Annotated in this window: 10 protein-coding genes and 1 pseudogene; 4 read left to right on the top strand and 7 right to left on the bottom strand. The window is 65.8% G+C overall.

Annotated elements, in window-relative coordinates; translation table 11 throughout:
* Window positions 1–57 precede the first annotated feature (57 nt).
* Together ACPFMJ_RS20830 and gshB are read right to left on the bottom strand one after the other, a co-directional pair.
* Window positions 58–2,877: pseudogene (locus tag ACPFMJ_RS20830) on the bottom strand ([protein-PII] uridylyltransferase).
* Between the two features lie 5 nt (window positions 2,878–2,882).
* Window positions 2,883–3,839, bottom strand: a complete 957-nt coding sequence (gene gshB / locus ACPFMJ_RS20825; protein ID WP_424361782.1) for a glutathione synthase — start codon at window positions 3,837–3,839, stop codon at window positions 2,883–2,885.
* Window positions 3,840–3,936: 97 nt separating this feature from the next.
* On the opposite strand from gshB, the gene ACPFMJ_RS20820 reads away from it, so the two are divergent.
* Window positions 3,937–5,259 carry a methyl-accepting chemotaxis protein gene (locus ACPFMJ_RS20820; protein ID WP_424361781.1) on the top strand — a complete coding sequence of 441 codons (1,323 nt, stop codon included), beginning with the start codon at window positions 3,937–3,939 and terminating at the stop codon, window positions 5,257–5,259.
* A gap of 114 nt (window positions 5,260–5,373) precedes the next feature.
* On the opposite strand, the gene ACPFMJ_RS20815 is transcribed toward ACPFMJ_RS20820, so the two are convergent.
* The 3 genes from ACPFMJ_RS20815 to ACPFMJ_RS20805 all read right to left on the bottom strand — a co-directional run bounded on the left by ACPFMJ_RS20815 (window position 5,374) and on the right by ACPFMJ_RS20805 (window position 9,419).
* Window positions 5,374–6,426, bottom strand: a complete 1,053-nt coding sequence (locus tag ACPFMJ_RS20815; RefSeq protein ID WP_424361780.1) for a hypothetical protein — start codon at window positions 6,424–6,426, stop codon at window positions 5,374–5,376.
* 113 nt (window positions 6,427–6,539) lie between these two features.
* Window positions 6,540–7,583: a FecR family protein gene (locus ACPFMJ_RS20810; protein ID WP_424361779.1), complete on the bottom strand. Its 1,044-nt coding sequence runs from the start codon at window positions 7,581–7,583 to the stop codon at window positions 6,540–6,542.
* A gap of 114 nt (window positions 7,584–7,697) precedes the next feature.
* The gene (locus tag ACPFMJ_RS20805) at window positions 7,698–9,419 is read right to left on the bottom strand and encodes a hypothetical protein (RefSeq protein WP_424361778.1); all 1,722 of its coding nucleotides are present in this window, start codon (window positions 9,417–9,419) and stop codon (window positions 7,698–7,700) included.
* A 154-nt stretch (window positions 9,420–9,573) separates the two neighbouring features.
* Between ACPFMJ_RS20805 and ACPFMJ_RS20800 the strand changes: the two genes are divergently transcribed.
* The 3 genes from ACPFMJ_RS20800 to ACPFMJ_RS20790 all read left to right on the top strand — a co-directional run bounded on the left by ACPFMJ_RS20800 (window position 9,574) and on the right by ACPFMJ_RS20790 (window position 11,688).
* Window positions 9,574–10,110 (top strand): SixA phosphatase family protein, encoded by a 537-nt coding sequence (locus ACPFMJ_RS20800; protein WP_424361777.1) that lies wholly within the window; start codon window positions 9,574–9,576, stop codon window positions 10,108–10,110.
* Window positions 10,111–10,135: 25 nt separating this feature from the next.
* A complete protein-coding gene (locus tag ACPFMJ_RS20795; RefSeq protein WP_424361776.1) occupies window positions 10,136–11,278 on the top strand; it encodes a hypothetical protein in 1,143 nt (380 codons plus the stop codon).
* Window positions 11,279–11,382: 104 nt separating this feature from the next.
* Window positions 11,383–11,688 carry an HdeA/HdeB family chaperone gene (locus tag ACPFMJ_RS20790; protein WP_424361775.1) on the top strand — a complete coding sequence of 102 codons (306 nt, stop codon included), beginning with the start codon at window positions 11,383–11,385 and terminating at the stop codon, window positions 11,686–11,688.
* A 45-nt stretch (window positions 11,689–11,733) separates the two neighbouring features.
* On the opposite strand, the gene ACPFMJ_RS20785 is transcribed toward ACPFMJ_RS20790, so the two are convergent.
* Window positions 11,734–11,985, bottom strand: a complete 252-nt coding sequence (locus ACPFMJ_RS20785; RefSeq protein ID WP_424361774.1) for a hypothetical protein — start codon at window positions 11,983–11,985, stop codon at window positions 11,734–11,736.
* A 138-nt stretch (window positions 11,986–12,123) separates the two neighbouring features.
* Window positions 12,124–12,654 carry a DUF4142 domain-containing protein gene (locus ACPFMJ_RS20780; protein WP_424361773.1) on the bottom strand — a complete coding sequence of 177 codons (531 nt, stop codon included), beginning with the start codon at window positions 12,652–12,654 and terminating at the stop codon, window positions 12,124–12,126.
* Window positions 12,655–12,687 lie beyond the last annotated feature (33 nt).

Below are 12,687 nucleotides of genomic sequence, written 5' to 3'. Positions count from 1 at the left end.
CTTGTGGATAAGGGACGCTCTTCAAAGGCCACGATATCTGCGTTCGAGGCCGCAAAATCAAGTCGCCGCGACATTCTGCGCCCCGTGGCCGTTGGTTTTGGCGCGCTTCTCGCCCGTGGGGGCGAAAACCTCCAGAAGCGTCCGCTTGATCGCCGCCTGGCGTTGCGGACCGACGATTTTGGCGCCCGTGAGGTCCGTCACGTAGAAGGCGTCAACCGCGCGCTCGCCAAAGGTCACGATATGGGCGGAGGCGATATTCAGATTGAGCTTCGAGATCGCGTTGGTGAGATCGAAGAGCAGCCCCTCGCGGTCGAGGCCCGAGACCTCGATGACCGTATAGACGTTGGAGAGGCTGTTATCGACCACGACCTCCGGCGCGACGCTGAAGGCGGTCGGCGCCTGGTTTTGCGTGACGCGCGCCTTCACCGCGTCGGAAACGATCACCTCGCCTCGCAGGGCCTTGGCGATGAATTCCGCGATGCGGCGCGCGCGACGCAGCTCGTCCTCGTCGAAATCGAAGGCGCGGGAGACGAAGATCGTGTCGAGCGCGAGTCCGTCCGCCGTCGTAAAGATATGCGCGTCGACAATGTTCACGCCGCTCGCCGCGCAGCCGCCCGCGATGATCGAGAGCAGCCGGCGATGATCCGGCGCGATCACGGTAAGCTCCACCGCGCCACGCGTGCGATCCAGCTCCACGGCGGTGGCGAGCGGCGTTTCGGCGCCGGTGAGCTTTTCGAGCATATGCGCGTGGCGCTCTTTGCGCGCGAGATCCACCTTCAGCCAATAGGCGGGATAATGCCGCTTGGCGTAGGCGTCGAAGGTCTCGTCGCTCCAATCCGGCAGCGCGGCGCGCAATTCCGCTACAGCGGCGGCGACGCGGCTCTTGCGGTCGACGGAGGAATGGCCGCCGCCGAGCACCACTTCCGTCTCCCAATAGAGCACGCGCAGAAGCTGGGATTTCCAGGCGTCGAGAACGCCGGGACCGACGGCGTTGATGTCGCAGACCGTAAGGACGAAGAGCATTTTCAGCCGCTCCATCGTCTGCACGATGGCGGCGAAACTCTCGATCGTCACGCGGTCCGAAAGATCGCGGCTCTGCGCGAAGCTCGACATGGTGAGGTGATGCTCGACCAGCCAGGCGACCGTCTCCGTCTCGCCCGGCGTGAAGCCCAGACGCGGGCAGAGCGTGCGCGCGACGTCCATGCCGGCGAGGGAGTGATCCTCCTTGCGGCCCTTCGCGATGTCGTGAAGGAAGAGCCCGAGATACAGCACCTTGCGATTGACGATGGTGGGCAGAATCTCGCCCACGAGCTGCTGATGCTCCGGCAGGCGGCCCGCTTCGAGATCGGAGAGCGCGCCAACGGCGCGCAGCAGATGCTCGTCCACCGTATAGTGATGATACATGTTGAACTGCATCATCGCGACGATGCGGCCGAAATCGGGAATGAAGCGGCCAAGCACGCCGGTCTCGTTCATGCGGCGCAGAATGATCTCGGTCATGTTCCGCGAGAGCAGGATTTCGAGGAACAGCCGGTTCGCCTCCTTGTCGGCGCGAAGATCCGCGTCGATCTCGCGCAGCGACAAGGTGACGGCGCGCAGCGCGTCCGGATGGAGCGGCAGGCCGTGATGATCAGCCATCCAGAAGAGCCGGATGATGTTCACCGGATCGCGGTGAAAGGCGTCGGCGTCGGTGACGCTGATGCGGTCGTGATCGATGATGAAATCGCCCTTCGGCGCCTTGTTGCGGCGGCGGCGGAAGGGCTGCATGAAGCGTTCGAAAATCGCGGGCGGCTTCGCCTGCTTTTCCTCCAGCGCGGCGCAGACGATGGCGGTCAGATCGCCAACCTGCTTCGCGACGAGAAATAGTGCTTCATGAAGCGCTCGACGCGCGAGAGTCCCGCGCGGTCGTGATAGCCGAGACGCCGCGCCATGGTCGGCTGAATGTCGAAGGACAGCCGCTCCTCCGCGCGCCCCGTCTCGAAATGCAGATGGCAGCGCACGCGCCAGAGAAACTCCTCGCAACGCTCGAAGAGGCTAAATTCAGCGGCGGTGAAGAGACCCGCCGCGACCAGCTCGCGCGCTTCGCGCACGCGATAGACATATTTGAAATCCAGAAGAGCGTGTTGAGGTCGCGCAGCCCCCCTTCCCTTCCTTGACGTTCGGCTCGACAAGATAGCGCGAGGCGCCGGCGCGGCGCACGCGCGTGTCGCGTTCGGCGAGCTTCGCGGCGACGAATTCGCGCGCGTCCGAACGCGCGACCTCCTTGTCGAAAGCCTCCTGCAATTCGGCGAACAGCTCCGGGCTTCCGAGAATGAAACGCGACTCCAGCAAGGTCGTGCGGATCGTCATGTCCGCGCGCGACTGGCGCATGCACTCGGCGACGGAGCGCGTGGCGTGGCCCACCTTCTGGCGCAAATCCCACAGCACGTAGAGGATCGCCTCCACGACGCTCTCGCCCCAGGGAGTCTGCTTGTAGGGAAGCAGGAAGAGAAGATCGATGTCCGAGCCCGGCGCCAGCATGCCGCGCCCATAGCCGCCCACGGCGACGACGGTCAGGCGCTCGGCGAAAGTGGGATTGTCCGCCGGATAGACGTAGTTGACGACGTAGTCGTAGATGGCGCCGATGAGCTCGTCCTGAAGCTGCGAGATGAGCCGCGCGCAGGCGAGGCCCGAGCCCCGCGCCTCGAGCCCCTGACGGGCGCGCTGGCGCCCCTCGGCGAGCGTCGAGCGGAAGAGATCGACCACGGCCGTGCGCCGCGAATGGCCCTTCTCGGTCCTGCAGAGCTCCGCGACAGGCGCCGCGAGGGCGGCGCGCAGGCCCTTGAAGTTCGAGGGATCGAGCCCGTCGAAGACGCCCGCGGAAACCGTTTGATCCATTGAATTCATCCTGCCGCGCGCAGCGCCGCGAGCCGCGTCTCGATGGCGTCGAAGAGCGGCCCCGCGAGATCGGGCCCGCCGACGCGCTTTAAGGCCCGCAGGCCGGTGGGCGAGGTCACGTTGATCTCTGTCAAACGCCCGTCGATCACGTCGATGCCGACGAAGATCAGCCCCCGCTTCTTAAGCTCGGGGCCGAGCCGGGCGCAAATCTCCTGCTCCCGGTCCGAGAGATCGGTCGCCGCGGCCGCGCCGCCGCGCACCATGTTGGAGCGGATGTCGTCCTGCGCCGGCACACGGTTGATCGCGCCCATGGCCTCGCCGTCGACGAAGATGATGCGCTTGTCGCCCTTGGCGACCTCGGGGAGGAACTGCTGCACCACCCAGGGCTCGCGGAAGGTCGTGCTGAACATGTCGAAGAGCGAGCCGAAATTCGGGTCCTTCGGCGTCACCTTGAAGACCGCCGCGCCGCCATGGCCGTAGAGCGGCTTCATGACGATGTCGCCATGCGTCGCCCGGAAGCGCTCGATCGCCGCGCGGTCGCGCGTGATGAGCGTCGGCGGCATGAGGTCCGCGAAATCCATCACGAAGACCTTTTCCGGCGCGTTGCGCACATGGCCGGGGTCGTTGACCACCAGCACGCGCGACTGGATGCGCTCCAGAAAATGGGTCGAGGTGATGTAGGCGAGGTCGAAAGGCGGGTCCTGGCGCAGCAGCACCACGTCCATCGTGCTGAGGTCGATCTCCCGCGCCTCGGAGAGGTGATACCAGCGGGAAGGGTCGTCGAAGACGTCGATGTGGTGGGCCCGGGCGGTCAGGCGGCCGCCTTCGAGCGACAGCAGGTCGGGCGTGTAGAACCAAAGCCGATGGCCGCGCCTTTTCGCCTCCAGCATGAGCGCGAAGGTCGAATCCCCGGCGAAATTGATTCGCTCCAGCGGGTCCATCTGAACCGCGATTTCCAGCATTTCAGCTCCTTAGCCCCGCCTAAGCCGTCACCGTTAACCAAGCGTGAAAGACTGTTAACTAGCTTGTGCCCGATCCAATAGCAGGACAATCGAGCAAATGCGCAATCTATCCATCGGAGCGGGCCTCGTCTTTCGCCAATTCCTGTTCCTGGCGCTCCTGCTCCTGATGGGGGCCGCCGCCTATTTCGGCACCATCAATGTCCGCGACCTCACCGCCGCGGCCGCCGGGGCGACCGACCACGCCCAGATGGTCGCGCTGGCCAGGGCGGCCCATGAGGCGGCGAGCTCCCTCTCCATCGAGCTTTTCGTCGGCACGCTGGTCGCAGGCTTTCTGGTGGTCGGCGTCTCGGTGCCCACCATGCACCAGACCATCGCCATCCCGATCAAGAACATCGCCCGCCAGATGACCGACCTCGCCGCCGGGGACACGACGATCGACGTGCGGGACACCTCCCGCTCGGACGAGATCGGCGACATTTCCCGCGCCCTCGTCGTGCTGCGCGACGCCGTGCGCGCCAACAACGAGATGGCGGCCGAAATCAAAGCCCGCGACGACCGCGAGGAGCGCCTGCGCCGCGAGGCCGCCATTCGCGACCAGGTGGAGCACTATTCGGTCGAGCTTTCCGCCACCACCGCCAAGCTCGGCGAGATGACCAAGCGCATGGCCGCTTCTTCGGAGGAAATGATCGTGCAGGAACGCCGCGCCCGGGCCGACAGCGACTTCGCCCGCACCGCCTCGACCCAGGCAGCCGCCGACGTCGGCTCGGTCGCCACCGCCTCGGAACAGCTCCTCGCCGCAATTGGCGAGATCAGCAAGCAGGCCGTCGAATCGACCGCGGTCGTGCGCCAGGCCGTGGTCGAGACCAACGGCTCCTCGGCCGAGATGCTGCGCCTCACCGCCGCCGCCAACCGCGTCGGGGACGTGGTGAACCTCATCTCCCGCATCGCCGCGCAGACGAACCTGCTGGCGCTCAACGCCACCATCGAAGCCGCCCGCGCCGGCGAGGCGGGCCGCGGCTTCGCGGTCGTCGCGCAGGAGGTGAAGAGCCTCGCCACCCAGACCGGAAAGGCGACGCAGGACATCGCCGACCAGATCGCGGAAATCCAGGCGGCGACGGACCAGTCCGTGTCCTCGATCGAGCGGATCAAGTCGAAGATCGCGGAAGTCGAGCACATCTCCGCGATCATCACGCATGCGGTCCATGAGCAGGACGCCGCAACGAAAGAAATCGCCCGCAGCGTGCGCTCCGCCGCGACGAGCGCGGGGGCCATGTCCTCCCACGCCGATCAGGTGGCCAACGCCATGGCGCAGACCGGCGCCGGGGTCGAGGCCATGGTGAGCATGGCCCGCGAGATCGACGTGATGGCGCGGCGCATGCACGCCCATACGGACGAGCTGGCGAAGAGCCTCGCGAGTTGACGGCTTCCTCAGCCGCAAAGAACAACGGGCGCCTCGAGGGCGCCCGTTTTGTTTCTGGATGAGTTTCATCCCACCCTCCCCTTGAGGGGGAGGGTAAGACGCCCGCCAGAAGCGCTACAGCTTCCCTCGACCGCTCGCCAGCAAATTGGGCGGCGGGCCCATGGGCTCGAAGTTCTTCAGGAGCGGCACGTCGTCCTTCGTCACCCACCGCAACTCCATGTCGTACCCGCCCTGCGGTCCCCAGCCGCCGGTGAACATTTTGCCGTCCGGGGTGAAGGTCCAGCACATGTCCTCGCCGCTGGTGTTGACGCCATCGCCGAGATTCAGCGGCTCCTGCCATTCGCCCTTGGCGTTCTGGTAGGAAATCCACTCGTCATGCCCGCCGCGCGAACCCATGTCGGGCCTTGTGCTGGTCACGATCAGCGCCTTGCCGTCCTTTGAGAGCCCCGTCCAGTGCATATGATCGCGATAGGGCGAATTGATGCGCGCGCCGAGGCTCTCGGGCTTCTGCCAGACGCCGTTCTTCTTCTCGACCTTCCAGATGTCGCTGTCCTGCGTGACGCCGGGCTGCTGGTAGTTGAAATAGATCAGGCTGTCCGAGGCGATGATGGGACAATGCTCCTCGCCCGTCTCCGTATTGATGTGCGGCAGTTCCGGCACGTCGTTCCAGTTGCGCGGCGCCTGCCAGACGCCATTGACCTTCTCCACGACCCAAAGATCGCCGGTCGAGAGATTCCCCGCCTTGTAGCGGGTGAAGTAAATCACGTTCCCGTCGTCCGAGATGGCCGGCTCGAGCTCCCAATCGGCGGTGTTGAGATTGGGCCCCACGGTCGGGTTGATGTCGGGGCCCAATTGAACAGGCTCCTGCCAGACGCCATCGACATTGCGGGACATCCAGATGTCGAAATTATAGGGCGTGCCAGACTTCACGCTGCCGTGCCGCGTCGAGGTGAAGAGCGCGGTCTTGCCGTCGGCGCTGTATGTGATCTCCATATTCGTGCCGGACGAAGCGAGCCCGCCGCCCATCAATTTCGTCGGCGGGGTCGCGCCGCCGCCATCCGTCGCTTTCGGCGCCGCGCCGCCGCCCATCGCATGCGCCGCGCCCTGTAACAGCGCAAGTGCGAGCAGCAAGCCGCCGAGCCTTTGTGGCACGCTATCGTGTTTCATCAACAAACCCTTGTTTCTACGCCGAGAAATCCCTCGGTAATTCGCCCTGGCGGCAGAAGACAAGGGACTTTCTCACAAATCGGCGCGTGCGCGGGGCGGCGATTTGTCGCCGCTCAATATCGACCCCAACGCTGCGCCATGCCGCCATAACCGGGGCGACCGCCCGTCATTCCCCCACCCCAGGGCCGCTGCGGATAATGGCCGCCCCAGCCGCCGCCCGGAAAGCGCGGATAGAAGGGTCCGCCGCCGAAGACGATCGGCGGCCGAACCGGAAACCGCGGGGGCGCATAGACGGGCGCGTCGTCCGCCGGTTCATAGACCACCGTCGTCGTGCGGGGGGGCCGGCGGGGCCAGCGCGGCCGGACAGGCTCGGCGGCGGCGCGCCGTTGCGGCGGCTGCTCCGCCGGCCGAACGGCCGCATGGCGCGGCGGCTCGCTGCGCGGGGGCTCGGCCCGCGCGGTCCGCCGGGGCGGGATTACCGGGGGCGGGTTCGCGGGCGGCTCGGCCGCGCCGTGACGGCGCTTCTGGATGGGTGCGGGCTTCGGCCGGCACTGTTCGTCAAAGGTCCAGTCCCGCGCGCCGACCGACCGCGTCTCCTCAAAGCCGGCGTCCGTGACGGAGACCGTGGTGCAGGGCTTGTCGAGCGTGCGGCATTCGCCGCCCTTCGGCAGACAGACCTCGATGGCGCCGTCATACAGCACGGCGTCGGTGCGCAGATCGTTGGAGCGCACCGCAAAGGCGGTGCCGCGCACGCCGATGGTCGTGCGGTTCGTACGCACCTCATAAGGCTTATGGGCGCCCGCGGCGCTGATGAAACGCAGCGCGCCCTTCGTGACGTTGAACGCCACTCCCGGCGCGCCGCCTGTTTTGGCGTAGACGAAATTGTCGAGCCGCACCTGCGATTGCGGCCCCATTTGCAGCGTCGCGCGATCGTCAAAGACGAATTTGCCTTTCGACTCCTGCCCCGTCGTCAACAGCTCATTGAAAAACACCGCGTCGCCCGCCTTCAGCCGCATGTTGCGGTCGGCCGTGAGCCCTTCGACGAGCTTTTCAATCGAGGCTGCGGCGCCGATGGTGCTGTCGGCCGGCGTCTGCTCCGCTCTGGCGTTGGCGCCGAGCGCCAGCAATGCTGAACAGGAGATCGTGAATCTGCGCATGTCGCCGCTCCATCGCTGTTACGGCGCCCGTCGCAAAATTGCGCGGGCTCGCCGTCAGCAAAGGACGCTTCGCGAGTCATTTCCGTGCGCTGGCGCACGCGCGCGTTCGCGACCTTATTTGTCCGCCGTCGCCTCGACCTCGACGCCCTCGAAAAGATCGGAGAAGTTCTTGCCCATCACGTCCAGCGCGTTGATCCCCTTCGCCGAGACGAGACGCACATGCAGCCGTTTGGGATTCATGATGTAGGCCGACAATGCGTCCCCGACTTTCCGCGCCTTCTCTCCGCCCCCGAGAAGCGCCGTCGCCACGGCCGCGGCCGATCTGGCGTAATCGGCGCGCGCTTTCTCCATGGGCTTTTTGTCCTGCTTCGCCTCCAGCGCCAGCACGCGATCGACGAGGCCGCCGCCTTCGACGGTGACGGACACCGATTTCAATGACGACGCCAGCGCCGCCGCCTTGGCGACGATCGGCATGGTGGAGAAGACCGCGCTCGACACGTCGCCAAACGTCACGCCGAACGTCGCGGCGCCCATATCCTTGCCTTCAAGACGCAGCGGCGCGAAGACGGCCTCCTGCGTCTTCTCGCGCCATTCGCCGGCAAGCGCGGCGGAAAAATCGAGATTGCGATAGCCGAGCGCAAGAAACTGCGCGGTCGAGGGCGCTTCGCCACGCGCGGCGAGGTCGATCGACAGGCCGTCCATGCGCGCGGAAAACTTCGTCGGCGCGATCTCGCGAACATCCTTGCAGTCTGCCTCCACGCCGGCGAGGCTGAATTTCATGCGCGAAGCCTCCCCCATGCGGGGGTCGGGCAGATCGCCTTCAAGCCCCTTCGCTTCGATATGGCCGATGAGCGGTATCGGATTGTCCACGAATGACGCCAGCCGCGCGTCGCGCAGGCCGAAATGCTTGAGCGCGATCACGCCGCCGTCGGACGACTGCATGGAGAGACCGTCGAGCGAGAGGTCGCCCACCGTCGCGCCGGCGATGCGGCTCGCCGCGATTCGCGCGATCTTCGTCGAATAGGGCTTCTCGACAGGCTCGCCCTTGCCGATCGCCGCTATGTCCCGGATGTCGAAGGAGTCGATGTCGAAGGACGACATCGCGTCGACGAGGTCCTTCGGGAGCGTCGGATCGGATCCCGGCTTGTCGGGATCGTATTTCTCGAGCCGCTCCAATAGCTGCGTCGCCGGCGACGCCAGCGCGCGCCCCTTCACGCCAGTCATTGTGATGCGGCCGGTCGTAATGGTGAGACGCTCGGCCTTGTCCTCGAACGTAACCGAGTCGACGCTTTCCTCCTCGGCGAGCGGCTTCAGCGCCTCCTGCGGATCGACGCGGACCGCGAGCGCGATATGGGCGAGCTGGCGCAGATCCACGCCTTTTGCGAGCGTTGGGCCCCAACGCTCCACGCTGCCGCCATTCGCCCTTTCCACTGTTTGTTCGACGCCGGCGATCCGAACGGCGCCGATACGTCCGGCGCGGATATCCTCGGCGCGAACGTCGCGATACTGCCTGCGTTCCGTCGCTCCGGTAGAGGCGCTCTCGGTCGTTACGGAGGGAATGACGAGGCTCTTCGCAGAGAATCGCGCGATCCGTCCATCCACAGCTTTCTCGTCGCCCTTGAAGAGATCCGCGAGTTCGGCGGCCGTCAGGGTCGAGCCGGAAAGCTCCAGATGAGGGATGCGATAGGTCGTCTGGCCGACTGTGAGCGTCAGATTGTCGAGCGCGATATTGCTCTCAGAGGCGGGCGCCGCGGCAGCCGTGAAAAGCGCGGCTGCGCAGGCGGCGAACCAAAACAGGCGCGCCGAAGCCGCGCTCCTATGCACAAGTTGTTGCATTATCGAAACTTTTCATGCTGCGTTGGAAGGGGCTTGCGGCGAGCTTGCACGGGCGGCTCGTCCCGGTAAAGACCCGATACGTTTCGTCGCAGCCGCAGAACAGATGCGGTTCGCCGGATGGCGGCCGTTCCGCTTTGCATGCTAGAGAGGCCCCATGCGACGACTACTTCTTCTGCGCCACGGCAAAGCGGATCGACACTCGGCGGGCGGCGATCGCGAAAGGCCCCTGACGGGTCGCGGCGAGGCGGACGCCCGGCGCATGGGCGAATTTCTGCACGAAGCGGGCATGACGCCGGATCTCGCCGTCGCCTCCAATGCGCGCCGCGCCAAGCAGACGCTCGAGCGCGCGCTCGAAGCCTTTCCGGGCCATGTGACGCATCTCATCGAGAATACGATCTATCTCGCGACGCGCGAACATCTCGTGGAGGTGCTGCGGCAGACGCCGGACAAGGTGCAGACGCTGCTCGCCGTCGGCCATAATCCGGGCTTCGCGGAACTCGCCGAGTGGCTCGCGGGCAGCGGGGAATCAGAAGACCTCGACCATATGCGTTCGAGTTATCCCACCGCCGCGCTTGCCATTCTCGATTTCGAAACAGAACATTGGGCCGAGGTCCGGAAAGGGACGGCGCGGCTTCATCGCTTCGTGACGCCGGCGGCGCTTCGCGGCGACGTCGTCGACGACCCGGACTGAAATCAACCCGGGAGCGCCTCGGCGCATGCTGCTCGAAACGCTCATCGCCTTTCTGACCGCCGCCGCGCCCGCCAAGCCGCCTGCGGTCCTCATTGCGCCGGCCTCGGTCGTCTGGCGCACGCCGGCGCCCGCCTATGCGGCCGATAAGCGCGCCGTCGACAATTGGCGCCTTGAGAGCGCGGGCTGGCTGGACATGACTCCCATGGCCGCCCTGCGCCGCGCGCTCGACGCCGGGGACAACGACCCGGCGCGCTGCGTGAAGCTCAATAACTATTGGTGCGTGAAGCGGGCCGGCTGGAATGGCGAGATCGCTTCGGACGCCGACGGCCATGTCGCCTTCGCCTCGGCCGAGGAGGGCGCCGCCGTGGCCGCGCTGCTGCTGCGCCGCTATTACGTCGACTACAAGCGCCGCAGCGCCCGCGCCATCGTCGAGCGCTGGGCGCCCGCGCAATGTTCTCCCATGATCGCGCGGCCGACCTCGGGCGCGCCCGCCTCGCGCGCCGGCATGGCCCGCATGTTGCCGCAGCGCGTGGTGCCCATGGGCCTCGCCCCGCGCGGGATCGAGAACACCTTGCGCGCCCGCTGGCTCGCGGCGCACGGCCGGGGCGGCGTCGGTCCTGCGCCGGTGCGAAGCATGCAGGCCAGCGCCTCGGAGCTGATGCCCGCTCCCTCGATCATGGAAGGCGTCGCCGAAGCGCGGCCCAACCGCGCCGGAAAGACCGTAAAGCCCCCGCGCCCCGTTCCGATGGAGACGGACCTCGGCGCCAGGGCCTCTCTCGGCTCGCTGGAGCCTGCAGGATCCTCGCCGCCGCTCGGCGGTCCCCTGGGCGTCGTGGATTGCTCGGCCGAACTGGCGCGAATCTCCAATTACGCGGCCCATGTCGCCGAGGGCGTCGTCGCATCTCCGAATGACGACCTGATGCTCTTCACGGACGCCGGTCAGCCGACAGGCAACCTCGAAAAGGTGTTGGCCAATATGTCGGCGGTGGAAATCGGCCCCGCGCGACCGCGCATGAGCCTCGTCGCGACGGCTGTCGCGCAATTGCGGCGGTTGCTGGCGGACCCGGCGGCGGCGACCGCCGCGGCGGCCGATCCGGCGCCGGCGCCGGTCAAGTCGAGGATCGAAGGAACCTCCGCCAACACGCCTGCGACGCCGCGCTCAAATTAATCGAAATTTCATCGAGACGGGCGAATTAGCGCAGGTAAGATATGGAGATGATTGTCTTTTCCAATAATCGCCACGATCCTTGAGCGTCAGCTTGGGGAAATCAAATGAAAAAATTTTTGATCGCCGCTTTCTCGCTCGTCGCTGCCTCCAGCGTCCTTGCGCCCGCTAAAGCCGCGGATCGGCTCGACCTCAACACCGTGACATGCGGCGAGTGGATCGCGAGCGGCAAGGAGAATATCGGGGCCACGATGGCCTGGCTCGACGGCTACTACAAAGACGAAAACGATCCGCCGGTGATCGACTTCGACAAGATGCAGGCCAACGCCGGGAAGCTCGGCAAATTCTGCGGCGCCAACAAGGACCTCAGCCTTGGAACCGCCGCCGAGAAAGTGCTCGGCGTCAAGAAGTGACAATCGGGCGCCGCCCGTCTTCGCGGGCGGCGTCGTTTCTCGCGCTTACCAGCCCCAGTGATAACCGCCCTGCCCGCGTGGGCTGAAATGATCGTGGCTGGCGCCCCAATGTCTGCCGTGCGACCCGCCGACATGGCCGCGATTATTGTCGATCCAGGCCCCGCTGCGATGCCTTTGGCTGCTGTGATAATGGCGGTTGTCGTTGCGGCCGTAATCGACGTCGAACCTGTCGCGGGCGAGAACGGGCGTCGCCATCAGAACCACCGCCACGCCCAGCATCGCCGCTTTCTTGGACATCAAATCTCTCCTCTCAACTAGGCTCCGCCTCCGCTTTACGTTGTTTTGCGAACCGCGCAAAGCGAGTGACCGGACATATTCGCCCGGCGAGCCTCCGCCCGCATTTGCGGGCGCTGGCGTCGCAAGCCAGTGGCCTGGCTATTTTAGCCGCCTCGCGAGCGCCTCGGTTCCGGCCAACTGGAGCTTGAAGAACGCGCGGCATGTCTCGAGCGCCGCTTTGAGACGGCCTCCTTTCGCGGACGGCGAGAGCGTCACGTCAAGGATGCCGATGACCATTTGATCATAAAGCATCTCGTTATTCGCATAGGCCTTGTCGAACGCTGCATCGGTCAGCCTGGTCAGTTGGCCCCGCTGATCGGCCGCGGCGCCGCTCAAGGACTGGCTGAGCGGGTCGTCCGTCGCCTGGAGATCGCGCGTCGTCAGCATGTCGTCGACTGTCCTGTGCGCCCGACTGGCCGCGCGCGACGTCGCCTGGGCAAAAACCCTTATCGTCGGGTCCGTCGTTGTTTTGGAGGCAAGGTCCGCGGTCGCAATCTCTTCCTTCAAAGCGGTTCCGACGATGTGCGCGATCTCAGGGTCCGAGAGCGCGCCGACCGTGTCTTGCGCAATCGCTGCCAAGCCGAATATCGAGAAAGCGCAGGCGAACGCCAGTTTAGTGAAGTGTGGCATTGTGTGTCTCCAGAACTTTAAAGCCTTCCCCGG

The sequence above is a fragment of the Methylocystis parvus genome, assembly GCF_049675845.1.
In the GTDB taxonomy this organism is placed as follows: domain Bacteria; phylum Pseudomonadota; class Alphaproteobacteria; order Rhizobiales; family Beijerinckiaceae; genus Methylocystis; species Methylocystis parvus_A.
The sequence above is the reverse complement of the archived record's forward strand: the minus strand, read 5'-3'. Positions and strand labels throughout refer to the sequence as shown.